The 16,231-nt window shown below is 37.3% G+C and carries 14 protein-coding genes; 13 read left to right on the forward strand and 1 reads right to left on the reverse strand.

Annotated elements, in window-relative coordinates:
• The first annotated feature begins 218 nt into the window (after window positions 1–218).
• The 3 genes from uvrB to DHW03_RS11375 all read left to right on the forward strand — a co-directional run bounded on the left by uvrB (window position 219) and on the right by DHW03_RS11375 (window position 2,965).
• The gene (gene uvrB, locus DHW03_RS11365) at window positions 219–2,261 is read left to right on the forward strand and encodes an excinuclease ABC subunit UvrB (protein ID WP_109925902.1); all 2,043 of its coding nucleotides are present in this window, start codon (window positions 219–221) and stop codon (window positions 2,259–2,261) included.
• Window positions 2,262–2,332: 71 nt separating this feature from the next.
• Window positions 2,333–2,530 (forward strand): YwbE family protein, encoded by a 198-nt coding sequence (locus DHW03_RS11370; protein WP_109926036.1) that lies wholly within the window; start codon window positions 2,333–2,335, stop codon window positions 2,528–2,530.
• A 186-nt stretch (window positions 2,531–2,716) separates the two neighbouring features.
• Window positions 2,717–2,965: a DUF4834 family protein gene (locus tag DHW03_RS11375; protein ID WP_109925903.1), complete on the forward strand. Its 249-nt coding sequence runs from the start codon at window positions 2,717–2,719 to the stop codon at window positions 2,963–2,965.
• Between the two features lie 77 nt (window positions 2,966–3,042).
• Here DHW03_RS11375 and DHW03_RS11380 read toward each other — a convergent pair whose 3' ends face one another.
• Window positions 3,043–3,549: a GbsR/MarR family transcriptional regulator gene (locus tag DHW03_RS11380; RefSeq protein ID WP_109925904.1), complete on the reverse strand. Its 507-nt coding sequence runs from the start codon at window positions 3,547–3,549 to the stop codon at window positions 3,043–3,045.
• A gap of 321 nt (window positions 3,550–3,870) precedes the next feature.
• On the opposite strand from DHW03_RS11380, the gene DHW03_RS11385 reads away from it, so the two are divergent.
• From DHW03_RS11385 to DHW03_RS11430, 10 genes are all read left to right on the forward strand, one after another.
• Entirely contained in the window at window positions 3,871–6,366 is a 2,496-nt protein-coding gene (locus DHW03_RS11385; protein WP_109925905.1) for a YfhO family protein, read from the forward strand.
• Window positions 6,367–6,714: 348 nt separating this feature from the next.
• The gene (locus DHW03_RS11390; protein WP_109925906.1) at window positions 6,715–7,569 is read left to right on the forward strand and encodes a UDP-2,3-diacylglucosamine diphosphatase; all 855 of its coding nucleotides are present in this window, start codon (window positions 6,715–6,717) and stop codon (window positions 7,567–7,569) included.
• A gap of 20 nt (window positions 7,570–7,589) precedes the next feature.
• Window positions 7,590–8,588, forward strand: coding sequence for a glycosyltransferase family protein (locus DHW03_RS11395; RefSeq protein ID WP_109925907.1), 999 nt, complete (start codon window positions 7,590–7,592; stop codon window positions 8,586–8,588).
• A gap of 170 nt (window positions 8,589–8,758) precedes the next feature.
• The gene (locus DHW03_RS11400; protein ID WP_109925908.1) at window positions 8,759–9,739 is read left to right on the forward strand and encodes a DUF6427 family protein; all 981 of its coding nucleotides are present in this window, start codon (window positions 8,759–8,761) and stop codon (window positions 9,737–9,739) included.
• A 136-nt stretch (window positions 9,740–9,875) separates the two neighbouring features.
• Window positions 9,876–10,610: a type III pantothenate kinase gene (locus DHW03_RS11405; protein WP_109925909.1), complete on the forward strand. Its 735-nt coding sequence runs from the start codon at window positions 9,876–9,878 to the stop codon at window positions 10,608–10,610.
• Window position 10,611: 1 nt separating this feature from the next.
• Window positions 10,612–11,904 (forward strand): OmpP1/FadL family transporter, encoded by a 1,293-nt coding sequence (locus DHW03_RS11410; protein WP_240618519.1) that lies wholly within the window; start codon window positions 10,612–10,614, stop codon window positions 11,902–11,904.
• Complete coding sequence (locus DHW03_RS11415) at window positions 11,904–12,479, forward strand: LptA/OstA family protein (protein WP_109925911.1); 576 nt, start codon at window positions 11,904–11,906, stop codon at window positions 12,477–12,479. Before DHW03_RS11410 ends, DHW03_RS11415 begins: the two co-directional genes overlap by 1 nt.
• Window positions 12,480–12,687: 208 nt before the next feature.
• A complete protein-coding gene (locus DHW03_RS11420; protein WP_109925912.1) occupies window positions 12,688–14,772 on the forward strand; it encodes a peptidylprolyl isomerase in 2,085 nt (694 codons plus the stop codon).
• A 67-nt stretch (window positions 14,773–14,839) separates the two neighbouring features.
• Window positions 14,840–15,355: a DUF2480 family protein gene (locus DHW03_RS11425; RefSeq protein WP_109925913.1), complete on the forward strand. Its 516-nt coding sequence runs from the start codon at window positions 14,840–14,842 to the stop codon at window positions 15,353–15,355.
• A 102-nt stretch (window positions 15,356–15,457) separates the two neighbouring features.
• Complete coding sequence (locus DHW03_RS11430; RefSeq protein WP_109925914.1) at window positions 15,458–16,231, forward strand: DUF3108 domain-containing protein; 774 nt, start codon at window positions 15,458–15,460, stop codon at window positions 16,229–16,231.

Here is a 16,231-nt window from a genome sequence, read left to right on the forward strand (position 1 = left end):
AATATCCCTTGTACACAGGGCCCTAACCTAGAAAATCGAAAGGATAACAATTCGATTTTCTAGGTTATTTTGTTTCATGGCCCGTTTTTCCATCTAATTTCTTTGGGCATTCACTACACAATGCCCAAAATTAAATGTGTCGTTTAAATTTAAACCCAACTTTCCTGACTTTCCTCTGTTTAGTCTTTGAAGCCAAAATCGTATATTTGGTTAAGACAATGAAATTTAAAATCACATCCGAATATCAGCCAACAGGAGATCAACCAAGTGCCATAAAACAATTGGTAGATGGTGTAAATGCCAACGAACATTATCAAACATTATTAGGTGTTACGGGTTCAGGAAAAACCTTTACCGTAGCCAATGTGATTGAGCAAACCCAAAAGCCCACGCTGATATTAAGCCACAACAAAACCCTAGCAGCACAGCTGTATGGAGAGTTCAAAAACTTTTTTCCGGAAAATTCAGTCAATTATTTTGTTTCCTATTACGATTATTATCAACCAGAAGCCTTTATTGCCTCCAGTAACACCTATATTGAAAAAGATTTAAGCATTAACGAAGAGATTGAAAAACTTCGTTTGCGTACAACCTCTTCTTTGATGAGTGGCAGGCGAGACATCATCGTAGTTTCTTCCATATCCTGTATATATGGTATGGGAAACCCAGAAGATTTTTCTCGGATGGTTTTTCGCTTTGGCGTTGGATTAAGAATTTCTAGAAATGCTTTTTTACACAGTTTGGTAGAGATTTTATATTCCCGAACCACAACCGAATTTAAACGCGGAACCTTTAGGGTTAAAGGGGATACGGTAGATATTTACCCCGCCTATCTCGATCACGCCTATCGGATTTCGTTCTTTGGAGATGATATTGAAGAACTTTCGGCAATAGATCCAGTTTCTGGTAAAACATTAGAGAAATTGGAAGATATGGCCATTTATCCGGCCAATTTATTCGTTACCCCGAAAGATAGATTTAACCAATCCATTTGGGGCATACAAGAAGAATTGGAGATTAGAAAAAATCAGTTAGTTGCCGACCGGCATTTGCTCGAAGCCAAACGCTTGGAAGAAAGAACCAATTTTGATATCGAAATGATGAAAGAATTGGGCTATTGTTCGGGTATTGAAAATTACTCGAGATTTTTTGACGGCAGAAGTCCGGGTATGCGGCCATTCTGTTTGTTGGATTACTTTCCTGAAGATTATTTAATGGTAATTGATGAAAGCCACGTAACGGTGCCACAAATTAGAGCCATGTATGGTGGAGATAGATCGAGAAAATTGTCATTGGTAGAATATGGTTTCCGTTTGCCGGCCGCATTAGACAACCGACCGTTAAACTTTAACGAATTTGAAGCCCTTGCACCACAAACCATTTATGTAAGTGCTACGCCCGCAGAATATGAGTTAGAAAAATCAGAAGGTGTTGTAGTAGAGCAGGTTATTCGGCCTACAGGTTTGTTAGATCCCGTTATCGAAATACGTCCTGCAATTAATCAAGTAGATGATTTGTTGGATGAAATCGACATCACCATAAAAGATGGCGGACGTATTCTAGTTACTACCCTAACCAAAAGAATGGCAGAAGAGCTGACCAAATATTTGGATCGATTGAACATTAAAACCAGATACATCCACTCAGAGATTAAAACCTTGGAGCGTGTGGAAATTCTGCGTGGCTTGCGTTTAGGCGAATTTGATGTATTAGTGGGTATTAATTTACTTCGTGAAGGTTTGGATTTGCCAGAAGTTACCTTGGTTGCCATTTTAGACGCAGATAAGGAAGGCTTTTTACGCTCAGAAAAGTCATTAATTCAAACCATTGGACGGGCGGCACGAAACGATCGAGGTCGGGTAATTATGTATGCCGATGGAATTACAGAAAGCATGGAAAAAACCATTTCTGAAACCAATAGGAGGAGAGATATTCAAATCGCTTACAATTTAGAGCATGGCATAACCCCTAAAACAGTTGGCAAATCTCGCGAGGCGATATTGGAGCAAACCTCGGTATTGGATTTCTCTCAAAAAGCGAGCGACAATAAAGCAAGGGCTTATGTAGAGAATGCAGAAATCAGCATCGCCGCCGATCCGATTGTACAATATATGGGTAAAGCAGAATTACAGCGTGCAATTGATACAACCAAAAAGGATATGCAGAAGGCAGCCAAAGATATGGACTTTTTACAGGCCGCTAAACTGCGTGATGAAATGTTTGCCCTAGAAAAAATGTTTAGCGAAAAATTTGGTAAATAAGATTTTCTGATTGTATTTGAAATAATTGTGGCAATTTTGAGGCTTTCAAAATGAACATTAAAGCACAAAAAATGGACGGGCAAAATCGAAAAGACATTTATCCAGGATTAGAAGTCGGAATTATCTTGAAAAAAGATCAACGATCAGGAAATATTACCTATGGAGTAGTTAAAGATTTGCTTACCTCATCCCCATTTCATTCAAGAGGAATAAAGGTGAGGCTAGAAGATGGTCAGGTTGGTCGGGTTGCTGAAATAATCGAAGATTGACGATAAGCCCTTCAGCGTAAAGCATTCTTTATAAGTCAAGAAATTCGAAAAAGCTAACTATAGCATTTCATTAAAACTATAAGGGGATGTTTTACGTTCAATATTGTAATCGATTTGCAATTAAAGCTGAAAAGAGTAACAAAATAAATCTACCTACGTCTATATTTGTAGTAACACTAATTTAATATGCCACTAATAAAATTCATTTTCATCTCCATATTGGTGCTTTGGTTGCTCAGACTTTTAATTCGTTTGATTCTACCAATGCTTTTCAATAATCTGGCAAGTAAAATGCAACAGCAGGCAACTGGTCAGCAACAACAGAAACGATCAAAACCAGAAGGTTCTATATCAATTGATTATATGCCTCCAAGGCCCGATCAAGGTAAAACAGATAAACTCGGCGACTTTGTCGATTACGAGGAAGTTAAATAAATTAAGCCCTGAATGTTCTTCAGGGTTTTTTTATGGCTTTTCTGCTTCTTTTTTGATGACTTATAAATCTTAAATTACTATTTAAATACCTTTAATACCGAGCTCCAGAACCAACTTTCTTCCGCCTTAAGCATGGTTTCCAAAGTCTTATCAACATTGATTGCCAATTTGTTTATATCGTTAACTGATTTTTTAAAGGTTTTAAATTCTGGATCTTTCTCATCGCCTGTTACGGTAGAGAGCTCACTTAAAATTTTAAGCACCGGCTCAAGTTCTCTTTTTTTGCGTTCTTTAGCAACTTGTCTGGCAATGTTCCAAACATCTTTGTCAGCAAAAAAATACTCTTTACGCTCGCCTGCTTTGTGTTGTTTTTCAATCAGCCCCCAGCCAATTAAGTCGCGGAGTGTCATGTTTGCATTGCCTCTAGAAATGCTCAAACTCTCCATAATCTCCTCAGTAGTCAAGGCATCTGGTGAAATTAAAAGTAAAGCATGTACCTGAGCCATTGTCCTGTTAATTCCCCATTCTGAGCCTAATTTTCCCCAAGCCTCAATAAATTTCAGTTTTGCTGCCGCTAATTCCATAAACAAATGTAATAATAATCTTAAACTTTCAAAACTTATTGAAAGTTTATTTATTTTGAGTTTTTGTATGACTGATCACGCTATGAATAGGTCCTCATATGAGATAAATCGCGTGTATCGACACCCCGCCCATAAGCGGAAATTGGAGGGCCTGATCTGCCGGAAATAGCGTTACATTTAGAAAATTCTCATAATAAAACAGTTTAATAGAGAATTGTTCAGTCAAATCTATTTTTTTATTACCGAAGCATTTAATTTATTCCTTTTTTATACCGCTCAATTTTTTATTTTTGACGTTCGTTTAAACTTAAACAACCCTTAATGAATAACTGGTTTAATAAAAATGGCATTCATTTAGCCATCATCGCATTTTTTGTAGTCATTTGTTTTGCCTACTTCAGTCCTGTTTTGCAGGGTAAAGCGCCACAACAAGGTGATGTATTGCAGGCTAAGGCCATGCAAAAAGAGATTATGGATATTAAAGCCACTGGACAAAAAGGCCCGCTTTGGACCAACCAAATGTTCGGAGGGATGCCAGCCTATCAAATCTGGGTGCAATATCCACTTAACATTACCACATACGGCATTGATATCATTAAGGGCGTATTTCCTGACCCATTGGGCACGGTACTGCTGTATCTTTTGGGCGCGTACTTATTATTCTGTGTGCTTAAAATTAACCCTTGGCTGGCAGCGGCAGGTGCAATAGCATTTGCATTTACATCCTACAATTTTATAATTATCGCTGCGGGACATAGCAATAAGGCACTTGCAATTGGTTTTTTTGCGCCTATTTTGGCGGGAATTATCCTTACATTAAGAGGTAGATACTTAGTTGGGGCCAGTTTAACGGCCTTGTTTATGGCTTTGGAGATCCGTTCCAACCATATCCAAATGACCTATTATTTATTTATTGCCTTGGTTATTTTTGGCGGTATTGAATTGTATCACGCCTACAAGGGAAAGCAATTGCAAGCCTTCGGTAAAGCAGCTGCATATGTAATTGCAGGGCTTGTGTTAGCCGTTTTAGTAAATGCAGGCACATTGTGGACAACCTACGAATATGGCAAGGAAACCATTCGAGGAAAATCTAATTTAACTACAGATAAGGCAGAACCCGCTACTGGTTTAGATAAAGCTTATGCATACCAATGGAGTCAGGGTGTTGGCGAAAGTTTTACCTTTTTAATTCCGAATTTGTACGGCGGCGCAACGAGTATTGATGAGTTAGTTAAACCCGAAAGCAATACATACAAGGCAATTGAAAAGAACCTTGCTGGTGTAGATCCGCGTCAGGCCATTGGTTATTTTGCCCAAAACTTAGGTGCGCAACAATACTGGGGCGACAAACCTGGAACCTCAGGGCCTTACTATTTCGGTGCCATCATCTGTTTACTTTTTGTTTTTGGGTTATTTATTGTTAAACATCGTTGGAAATGGTGGATTTTAGGAACCAGCATCTTATTGTTGTTTCTTTCATTCGGATCTAACTTCCCATATATTTCGGATATTTTCTTTAATTACCTACCGGGATATAATAAATTTAGAGCAGTAGAATCTATTCTTGCGGTTGTTGGTTTATTGGTTCCTTTTTTGGCTATACTCGCCATCCAAGAAGCACAAGACGGTAAGTATGATCAGAAATATTTGGTACAACGCTTAACATGGTCGGCCGCAATAACAGGCGGATTTGCCTTAATTATTGCAATCATTCCGACTGCATTTTTCAGCTTTACGACTTCAAATCAAGCACAGGTTGTTGATGCTTTAACACAAACTTTACAAAACAATAGAGGTGCAGCCGAGCAAATTAATAATGCTTTAATTGCTGATCGTGTGGCCTTGGCTCGTGCAGACGCCTTACGCACCTTATTATTTTTGGCATTGGGTTTTGGAATTACTTGGGGTTTAATCACCAAGAAGTTAGGTATGCAGTTGGCCTTTGGCTTGTTGGCATTTGTAATTTTAATCGATATGTGGCAAGTGGATCGTCGTTACTTGAGCAATCAAAATTTCGTGAACAAATCAGATCTGGAAAATCATTATCAGCCGAGAGATGTAGATACTTTTATATCTGCAGATAAAGATCCAAACTTTAGGGTTTTCGATTTATCTCTAGGCGATCCTTTTAAAAGTGCAGAAACCTCTTATTTTCATAAAACAGTGGGCGGTTTCCATTCGGCAAGATTAAAAAGATTCCAAGAACTGGTTGATAATCAATTAACTAAAAGCATCAATCAGGATGTTTTAGATATGTTGAACACCAAATACATCATCACCCAAGATCAACAGAGTGGATCGTACAAAATGCAGCGCAATTCAACAGCATGTGGTAACGCGTGGTTTGTTCAAAGCGTTCAATTCGCAAAAAATGCTGACGAGGAGATGAAAGCAATCAGCAGTTTTGATGCTAAAAAGGAAGCCATTGTTGATGAAAGCTATAAAAATTTAATCGATACCAAACGTTTAGGAACAGGTGTAGAAGGTTTTATTAAATTAACTACTTACACTCCAGATCATTTAACGTATGAATACTCTACTGCTAAAGATGCCATTGCAGTGTTTTCTGAAATTTACTATAATAAAGGTTGGAAAATGTATATCGATGGGAAAGAGAAGCCATATTTCAGGGCCGATTACGTTTTGCGAGCGGCTCAATTAGAAGCGGGTAACCATAAATTAGAATTCATTTTCCACCCAACCTCTTACTATGCGGGCGAGAAAATTTCATTAGCAGGATCAATTTTGCTTTTAGCAGGTTTAGGATTTGGGTTCTACTCAGAAAATAAGAAGAAAAAAAAGGCCGTTAAAGCCTAATGCTAAACACATAAATCTTTAAGCGCTCGGGTTATACTTAACCCGAGCTTTTTTATTTAATATCCTATAGAAAAGTACTTATTATCGATTTTTAACATCTTTTAGCTGTTGATGCAAAAGTTTAACAACTACTTAACAATCAGGTAATTTAATTGGCTCTATCTTTGTTAAAACATACGGGTATGCTACAATCTTTTTTTGCCATCTGTTTATTAGTTATTGTTCTGTATTTCTTTAGCCCGTTCGATTTAACCGTCGATGAGGAAGAAGAAATGTGATACATTGCTCATCTTTTTGAACTGCTTTATTCAAGCGGTATCAAGTGCTCTCCCCCTAAAATTTTTCGTTATGGATAAAAGAAATGTTGATGTAGTCGTAATTTCCGACGTGCATTTGGGTACCTACGGATGCCATGCAAAAGAACTTTTAAAATATTTAAAGAGCATTAAGCCAAAGATGCTCATCTTAAATGGTGATATTATTGACATCTGGCAGTTTAGCAAAAGTTATTGGCCCGAATCGCATATGAAAGTGATCCGTAAGTTGATGAAATTCGTTTCAGAGGGTGTTGAGGTTCATTATCTAACCGGAAACCACGATGAAATGCTAAGAAAATTTGATGGCATGGAAATGGGTTCTTTCCACCTTCAAAACAAATTGATTTTAGAACTGGACGGTAAAAAGGCGTGGTTTTTTCATGGAGATGTTTTCGATGTAACCATGCAACATTCTAAATGGCTGGCCAAACTGGGTGCAGTAGGCTACGATACTTTAATACTGATCAACAGTTTTGTAAATTGGGTATTGCATGCTGCTGGGAGAGAGAAAATGAGTTTCTCGAAAAAAATCAAGGCAAAATTTAAAGATGCGGTTAAATTCATCAACAGTTTTGAACAAACTGCAGCAGAATTGGCCATAGAAAAGGGTTACCAATTTGTAGTTTGTGGGCACATTCATCAGGCTGAAAAAAGAGAAATTAGTTCAAATGATGGAACCGTGACCTATTTAAATAGTGGCGATTGGGTAGAAAGTTTAACGGCATTGGAGTATCACAATCAAAACTGGACTGTTTTTAAATATGAACACAAAGATTTTGTAAAGGATGAAGTGGACGATGGAATTTTATCTGATGCAGAGGATTTGAAAAGTAAACTCGATATAAATTTACTTTTACAAAATATTAAATATGAAATTGCCCAATAATTTTAGATATTCGGGCACAAATGAAGATACTTTACGCAATACAGGGCACAGGCAATGGGCATGTGAGTAGGGCAAGGGAAATTATTCCTTTGCTTCAAAAATATGGCGAGCTTGATATTTTGATTAGTGGAACACAGGCCGATGTAAAATTAAGTCAGCCGATAAAATATCAACTGCATGGCTTCAGCTTTATTTTTGGCAAAAAGGGAGGGGTAGATCATTTTAAAACATGGCTAAGCATGAATCTTTTCCGCTTCCGGAAAGACATGAAGCAGCTTCCGCTTAAAGAATACGATTTAATTGTAAATGATTTCGAGCCTGTAAGTGCTTGGGCATGTAAGCTGCAGGGGATTCCTTGTGTTTCGCTGAGCCATCAAGCGGCATTCAAATCAAAAAAAGTTCCTCGCCCGAAAACCATCGATTGGGGAAAGGTAATTTTAAGTCATTACGCACCTACCACCCACCATATTGGCTTTCATTTTGATCGTTACGATAGTTTTATACACACTCCAGTTATTCGGAGTGAAATTAGACAAATGGAAAGTAAAAACTTGGGGCATTATACCGTTTACCTTCCTGCTATAGATGATAAAAGATTGGTAAAGATACTTACGCAAGTTCCAAATGTACAGTGGCAGGTTTTTTCAAAACACAATAAAGAAAGTTACATAGAAGGTAATGTACTTGTTGAACCTGTTAACAATGAGAAGTTTAACCTAAGTTTATCAACTTGCGAAGGCTTGTTTACCGGTGGCGGATTTGAGGGACCGGCTGAGGCTCTGTATCTAGGCAAAAAATTATTGGTTGCCCCTATGCGTTTCCAATTCGAACAACAATGTAACGCTTATGCCTTAAAGCAATTCGGCTTACCCGTAATTTGGGGAAGTAATAAAAAGTGGCTTCCAATTATTAAAGATTGGGTTGAAAAACCCCAGGAACATACTTTCGACTTCCCTGATGAAACGGCTCAGATTATTGATGATATGGTCAAAAAATATGCTAGGAAACCAGCTATATAAGGGATGCTTTTGATCTAGATTTACAATCAGAGCATCTTGAGGTCTCGAACATTGTAAATTCTGCAATCTCGTAATTTGAGACGGATTTGCAATCTGTTTGTAAGGACAAGCAATGGCTTTCCTCGTACTCTTAAATTATTTTCTTTACTTTGCCTGCTCTATGAATAGTAATGATTAATCAGTTTAGAAAATTAAATCCAGTTAACCTTATATTTCTGCTTGCATATGCATTTTTTATGCGTGTAGTGATATTTTACCGTGCCCCAGCGCACTTGAATTTCGATTTTTTAGAGCCATTTGCAAGGCCATTACTCAACATAGATTTTTCGAATGCTTTCAGCTCAACCACCAATATTTTTATAGCCACCGTGCTAATTTACATTCAGGCTTTAATTTTTAATAGGGTTATTAATAATCATAATCTTTTAACCAAACCAACTTTTTTACCCGGCTTAATGTACATCGCTGGCACAAGTTTGTTTCTGGATTTTATGGTTTTAAGTCCGGCTTTAATTGCTAACTTCCTGCTAATTTGGGTGATAGACAAATTTTTAAAACTCTCAAAAAGTGCAAACTCGATAACTGCGGTATTTGACATCGGAATGATTATTGGCTTGGGCACCTTAATCTATTTTCCATTTATGGCAATGTTGGTGATGATTTTTCTAGCCCTGCTGTTGTTCCGCTCATTTAATTGGAGAGAGTGGATTGCGGGCTTGGTTGGCTTCATTACGATATTCTTTTTCATCGGGGTATTTTATTATTGGAATAATAACCTGAGCTCCTTTTATCAAATCTGGAAGCCCTTGGGAAATAAGTTTCCAGCGGTTTTCAAAATCAATTACAACGATTATTTAGTGCTCATTCCCGTTTTCATCATCATTATACTAGCCTCGTTGCAACTCAGAGAGAATTTTTTTAGGAGCTTTATCAGTACCCGAAAAGGTTTTCAGCTATTATTCTTTATGTTTTTGGTAGCTGGAGCAAGTTTTTACCTAAAACCAAACTTTAGTGTTTGGCATTTTCTGCTGTGCGTACCGCCCGGAGCCGTGCTTTTAGCGTATTACTTCAGTAATGCAAAAAAGCGCTGGTTTTATGAAACACTATTCCTGCTGTTTGTGCTATCAGTTCAGTACTTTCTATTTGTTTAACCTTTTTTAACAAAATACTAGAACGAAACTTGCTAAAGATTAATAGCTTTGTGCCATGAAGTTTGGGTTAATAGCGTTTCCGAAAGATTTGCAATTGATTTTAATGAGATTTATAGCCTCACAATAAAGGTGTTGAATGAATAAACTAAGCATCGATATTGGCAACTCTTCTACAAAACTTGCAATTTTTGCAGGTTCTGAAATTGTACATTACCAACGATTAAATACCATTGATGTTAATGATTTAGCTCGGCTTATCGAAACCTATTTGCCAAACAAATCCGTCATCAGTACTGTAAAACAAGAAGTAGAATCGCTTGAAAACTTCTTAAAACAGCATACAACTTATACACGATTTTCGACGTTGTTAACAAATGGTGTGCAGAATAAATATAAAACACCCGCTACCCTTGGATTAGATAGATGGGCGGCAATTTTGGGCGCAAATTCATTATTCCCAAAAGAAGCGATATTGGTTATCGATGCAGGGACTTGCATCACGTACGATTTATTAACCAAGCCAGGTGTGTATTTCGGAGGTAGTATTAGTCCTGGTATTGCCATGCGATTTAAAGCTGTGCACGAATTTACCGGGCGTTTGCCATTGGTAGATTGGGATGCAGAATCAGAAATCCCACAAGGAACGGATACGCAGACAGCCATATTGAACGGTGTTCTGCAAGGAATTATAAATGAAATTGAAGGCTTTATTGCCTTAAATAATAAGAAAGAAAGCACTTTAAAGGTGATTATTACTGGCGGCGATGCTAATTTTTTGTATAAGCAATTACAAAACAGCATCTTTGCGCCTCAAATTAGTAAAGATCCCTATTTAGTATTAAAAGGATTAAATGAAGCTATTGCAGATTAAAATGTACAAAAGAATAAATTATATTACAGCCATACTCGTTCTCGTTTGTGGTTTAAGTGTTCAGGCGCAGGTTACCACTTCATCACCTTATTCGAGATATGGATTCGGAAACATCAAGGGATCCTTACTTCCTCAACTTAGAGCAATGGGCGGTATTTCCACCGCAGTAAACAAAGTATCTGGTTTCAATTACATCAACATGCAAAACCCAGCATCTTACGCGGGAATCAATTTAACAACTATTGATATTGGCATGAGTGCAAATTTAACCAACTTATCTAAAGGCAGTGCCAGCGAAAACAACTTCAACTCCACGTTTGGACATTTGGCATTTGCTGCACCAGTAACCAGAAGATCGGCTTTAAGTTTTGGTATTTTGCCCTATTCAGATCTTGGTTATAGTTACAGAAATTCGGTAAAGGTTGATACCATGTCTGTAGATCAAATCTATCAGGGCGAAGGTGGTTTATCAAAAGCTTATTTGGGGTACGGATATCGCTTTGGGGATCACTTAAGAATCGGAGGTAACTTAGAGTACATTTTTGGAAACCTACAAACCACACGCTCAACAGAATATGTGAGTTTGGGATCTATAAATTCTAGATTGCAAAATAAAAATAGTGTAGGCGGTTTAAATTATTCTTACGGCGTTCAATATGACATTAATGTTGGGGCTAAAACACTACTAACATTAGGTTATTCAGGCAGTTCGTCGGGTAAAATCAGATCATCGCAATCGTTCTTCGCCACCCAATATTCGTATGATGCAAATGGCAATGAAAACACAGCAATTGATACTTTGAGCGCAATAGATAACGGAAAATCTAATTTAAAACTTCCATTAAGTCATAATTTCGGTATTGCGATTCAACAGAGTGACAAATGGATGGTTGGTGCTGATTTTAGAATGAGCAAATGGTCGGCAGTAAGCATCAACAATGTCAATCAAGGCTTGCAAGATAGTTGGGGTGCTTCAATTGGTGGTCAGTGGACTCCAGATTATTCATCATACAACAGCTATTTAAAGCGTATCGATTATCGCCTTGGTTTTAACTACGATAAAACATTTATAAAAATCGGAAATCAAGATATTAAGCAAATGGGTGCATCATTGGGTTTTGGTTTGCCCCTGCCATCTGCTAATGGAGGATCTGCCTTTTATAAAATTAACTTCACAACAGAAGTTGGTCAACGAGGTACGCTCAGCAACAATTTGGTTAAAGAACAATACATCAATTTCCACTTAGGCTTTACATTAAACGATACCTGGTTCCGTAAGTATAGAGTAGATTAATGAAAATCAGCGCATTTATATATGTTGCATTTTTGGGTTTGTCTTTATTTTTGACTTCCTGTGGAGATGACGACCTGAAAAATGCAAATGCGGTTGCTTCTGGTAAAATTACGCTTACTCGCGATACTACGAGAGGCGTTGAAATTATTTACAGCGATTCTGCCCGTGTAAAGGCGAAAGGCAATGCCCCAATCATGATTAAAATTACGCCTTCAACCGGAGGAACCGAACAAGAAATGCCCAATGGCGTTAAAATCGATTTCTTTAACGCACAAAACGGTTCTGTTGATGGCACTTTAATTTCAGATTACGCGATTAGAAAAGATCAAGAACTGAAAACAACCTTTCAGAAAAATGTTATCGTTAAAAATAACAAGGGTGATACATTTTCATCAGAAGAATTGATTTGGGATGAAGCCAAAAAGCTCTTTTATTCCAACCAAAAAGTGCGGGTACAAAGCATAGATGGGAATATAGTGGAGGGTGTAAATTTTCAAGCCCCGCAAGATTTTAGCACCTACAGAATTAATAATGGCAATGGGCAGGTGAATTTGAAAGACAACATTGCACCCTAAATGTTGATTTTTAAAGCCTAAATGATGGAATTTGCTTGATTTGAACACCATATCATCAATTAATTGCTCCATTATTTTATCCTTTTCAGCTTAGCTATTTGCTTAAAAATTAAACACTTGATAAATAAAATTTTGTGTTTTCTTTTTTGAGGCAAATTTGTATCTTGCGCCCTCTTAAAAAAGAACTAAATAAATTTATAAGTACAATATGGGATTAATGACATTTTTGCGTAACCGTGCTGGCTATATATTAGTCTTTGCAATCGGTTTTGCAATTGTTGCATTTTTAGTAGGTGATGCAATTAACGTGGGTAAACCTTTTTGGGCCGCAAACCAAAAAACAGTAGGTTCGGTTGATGGGAAAGACATCAGCATTGATGAGTTTGGACCAAAGGTAGATCAGAATTTAAATCAATTTAAACAACAATATGGCGGAAGTGCAAATGCACAAATGACTGCTATGGCTGTAGATCAAGCCTGGAATGCAGAATTAGCAGGTGTATTGTTGAACAAAGAATATGAGCGTTTAGGACTAACTGTTTCTGACGATGAATTATATGATCTACTCCAAGGACAAAATCCTAGTCCACTAATTAAACAGTATTTCTCAAATCCGCAAACAGGTCAGGTAGATCGCGTTACGCTAATGAATTTCCTTAAATCTAAGGAGCCACAAGCTGTAAGTCAATCTAACTTACTACAGCAAGAAATTAAAAACCAAAGCTTACAACAAAAGTATTCCAACTTAATTCGTAATTCGGTTTATGTAACTTCATTAGAAGCAACAGACGAATACAATAACCGCAACAAATTGGCTAACTTTAAATATGTAAGCTTAGATTATAGCTCGATTCCTGATGCTTCAGTTAAACCAACTGATGCAGATTATTCTGACTATTACGATCAAAACAAAGCCCGTTTCAATAATCCACAAGAAACAAGATCGTTTGATTATGTAACTTTTAGTATTAGCCCAACCGCTGCAGATTCATTGGCAGTTAAAAATCAGGTTGATAAAATTGCAGCAAATTTTAAAGTGGCTCCAAACGATTCGCTTTTTGCAGCAATTAATTCTGATGTAAAAATTCCTTACACTTATTTATCTAAAGGTAAATTAGATCCAGCGATTGATTCAGCGGTTTTCGCTTTACCAGCAGGAAGCTTTTATGGACCAAAGTTAACAGGCTCTTCATATAAATTAGTTAAAGTTATTGATACGCGTTTCTCACCAGATTCAGTTAAAGCAAGCCATATTTTAATTGATCCAGCTAAAGTTGGTGGAGAAGATAAAGCGGTTAAACTTGCCGATTCATTAAAAGGCTTAATTTTGAAAGGTTCAAGCTTTGCAGAATTGGCTAAAAACTACAGTGTAGATGGCTCTAAAGATAAAGGCGGCGACCTAGGTACATTTGGCCGTGGTGCAATGGTGCCTGAATTTGAAAGTGCAGCATTCAATGGTAAAACAGGTGATATTAAAGTAGTTAAATCTCAGTTTGGTTACCATGTAATTAAAATCGAAAAGCAAATTGGCTCATCTAAGGTGGCTAAGTTGGCTTATGTAGAAAAAACATTGGCAGCAAGTAGTAAAACACAGGCCGCGGCTTATAAGGCAGCAAGCAATTTCCTAAACGATGTTAAAGGAAAAGATTTTAGCAAGTATGCAAAAGAAAAAGGTTTAACCGTTTCTGTTGCAGATAAAATTGCCCCAACCCAAGGTTTCGCACCTGGATTAGATAATCCACGCAAATTAATTCAAGATGCTTACGCAGGTGATAAAGGTGACGTTTTACCAGAAATTTATACCATGACGAATGCATATGTAATTGCACATGTCACTGATATCAGACCAAAAGGTACGTTGCCATTAGAAGCGGTGAAGAAAGAAATTGAGCCGATGGTTCGCAATGCCGTTAAAGCTAAAATGTTGAAAGAAAAATTCGATAAAGCTGGTAAAGCTGACTTGAATCAGATTGCATCGAAAGTTGGTCGCCCAGTTAATCCAGTTCAAAATATTGTTTTCGCCAACCCGATCATTCCGGGAGTAGCTCAAGAAAACAAATTGGTAGGAAGCGTATTCGGATCTCAACCAGGTAAGGTTTCTGCACCAGTTGAAGGTGAGCGTGGCGTGTATATGTTTTCAGTAGATGGTTTCAGTAACCCTGCACCCATTGCAAACATGTTTAAACAGAAAGAAAGCATGATGTTAAGTTTAGGTCAGCGTTCTTTAGGAGCAGCTTTCCAAGCTTTACAAGATAATGCGACGATAAAAGACAATCGTGTGAAATTCTATTAATTAGAAATTCCGTAATTTTGTAACCGTTCCGACGTTAAGCCGGAACGGTTTTTTTATTTAACAAGCCATGGACATTCAAGAGAATATCATCAATAAAGTAGCGAGCAGCGGTTTAATTACATTAAATCTCGAAGATTATTACGATCAAGGCGAAAGGGTATTGTATGACATTAAGGATAATCTTTTCCACGGTTTAATTTTAAAGGAGAAGGATTTTAGAGAGTTCATCAAAACACACGATTGGTCTCAATATCAAGATAAAAACGTAGCCATAATCTGTTCTGCAGATGCAATTGTTCCAACCTGGGCATATATGCTATTGGCCAATAGGATGAAGCCTTTCGCAAAAGAAATCGTTTTTGGCGGTTTAGATATTCTGGAGGCAGTTATGTTTACAAAGGCCATTTCCAAGATTGATTCGGCAACTTATGCCAATGAACGTGTTGTAGTTAAAGGTTGTGGAGAAATTGATATTCCTGTTTCTGCTTATGTAGAAATTACTAATCTGCTTACGCCAGTTGTTAAAAGCATTATGTTTGGCGAGCCTTGTTCTACAGTTCCAGTTTACAAAAGAAAAGATTAGTTAAAATTGGTTTGCTTTTTGCATATCTTTCGTACTGATTATTGTAAATTAATCTATTGATTAGGTGTTTTACATAGATCAACACAATAGAAACACAAGCAAATGAGAACATTATTTTTTATTCTGGCTCTTGCGTTAGGTGCAATGCCAGGCTTTTCGCAAGAGTTACCCTTGAAAAAGGAAGCCGTATTTCAGGAAGGAGAAGTTTTAAGCTATAAGCTGAGATATGGATTTATTACAGCCGCTGAAGCAACCATAAAGGTGACCAATTCCGATTTAAAGTTTGATAATAAACCCACCTATAAGCTAACCGTTGATGCTCAAACATCAGGCACATTTGATGTATTTTACAAAATAAGAGATCATTACGATTCTTATATAGACAAAACTGATTTAACCCCGTACTTTTATCAGGAGAATATAAGAGAAGCCAGTTATAAACGGCAAGATAAAGCAAGGTTTAACCAAGACGGTAGAAAGGTAGTTTCTAACAGAGGTACATTTACAACCCCAACTACACAAACCTTCGATTTGGTATCTGCCTACTATTTTGCCAGAAGTTTAGATCTCACAAAGATTAAAGTTGGAGACAAGTTCAAGTTGAACTACTTTTTAGGGGATGAAATTTCGGCATTGGAAGTTGAATATGTGGGCAAAGAAACCGTTAAATGTAAACTTGGAAATATTAGGTGCTTAAAGTTTAGCCCATCCATCAAGCCCGGGCGGATTTTTAAGAAAGATAGCCGTTTATACTTATGGGTAACCGATGATGGAAATAGAGTTCCAGTAAAAGCGCAAGTGGAGATTTTAGTAGGCGCGGTAACCATGGAGCTGAAATCTGCAGATGGTTTAAAGTATGCTTTAGCAAAAGAATAA

The organism is Pedobacter yonginensis (assembly GCF_003173595.1).
Taxonomy (GTDB): Bacteria; Bacteroidota; Bacteroidia; order Sphingobacteriales; family Sphingobacteriaceae; genus Pedobacter; species Pedobacter yonginense.

Bases quoted from the DNA above. Each gene is read 5' to 3' on its own strand.
- DHW03_RS11400 (WP_109925908.1), top strand. From the start codon at position 8,759: ATGATTAATCAGTTTAGAAAATTAAATCCAGTTAACCTTATATTTCTG.
- DHW03_RS11420 (WP_109925912.1), top strand. From the start codon at position 12,688: ATGGGATTAATGACATTTTTGCGTAACCGTGCTGGCTATATATTAGTC.
- DHW03_RS11430 (WP_109925914.1), top strand. From the start codon at position 15,458: ATGAGAACATTATTTTTTATTCTGGCTCTTGCGTTAGGTGCAATGCCA.
- DHW03_RS11390 (WP_109925906.1), top strand. From the start codon at position 6,715: ATGGATAAAAGAAATGTTGATGTAGTCGTAATTTCCGACGTGCATTTG.
- DHW03_RS11370 (WP_109926036.1), top strand. From the start codon at position 2,333: ATGGACGGGCAAAATCGAAAAGACATTTATCCAGGATTAGAAGTCGGA.
- DHW03_RS11425 (WP_109925913.1), top strand. From the start codon at position 14,840: ATGGACATTCAAGAGAATATCATCAATAAAGTAGCGAGCAGCGGTTTA.
- DHW03_RS11385 (WP_109925905.1), top strand. From the start codon at position 3,871: ATGAATAACTGGTTTAATAAAAATGGCATTCATTTAGCCATCATCGCA.
- DHW03_RS11395 (WP_109925907.1), top strand. From the start codon at position 7,590: ATGAAGATACTTTACGCAATACAGGGCACAGGCAATGGGCATGTGAGT.
- DHW03_RS11415 (WP_109925911.1), top strand. From the start codon at position 11,904: ATGAAAATCAGCGCATTTATATATGTTGCATTTTTGGGTTTGTCTTTA.
- DHW03_RS11410 (WP_240618519.1), top strand. From the start codon at position 10,612: ATGTACAAAAGAATAAATTATATTACAGCCATACTCGTTCTCGTTTGT.
- uvrB (WP_109925902.1), top strand. From the start codon at position 219: ATGAAATTTAAAATCACATCCGAATATCAGCCAACAGGAGATCAACCA.
- DHW03_RS11380 (WP_109925904.1), bottom strand. From the start codon at position 3,549: ATGGAATTAGCGGCAGCAAAACTGAAATTTATTGAGGCTTGGGGAAAA.
- DHW03_RS11405 (WP_109925909.1), top strand. From the start codon at position 9,876: ATGAATAAACTAAGCATCGATATTGGCAACTCTTCTACAAAACTTGCA.
- DHW03_RS11375 (WP_109925903.1), top strand. From the start codon at position 2,717: ATGCCACTAATAAAATTCATTTTCATCTCCATATTGGTGCTTTGGTTG.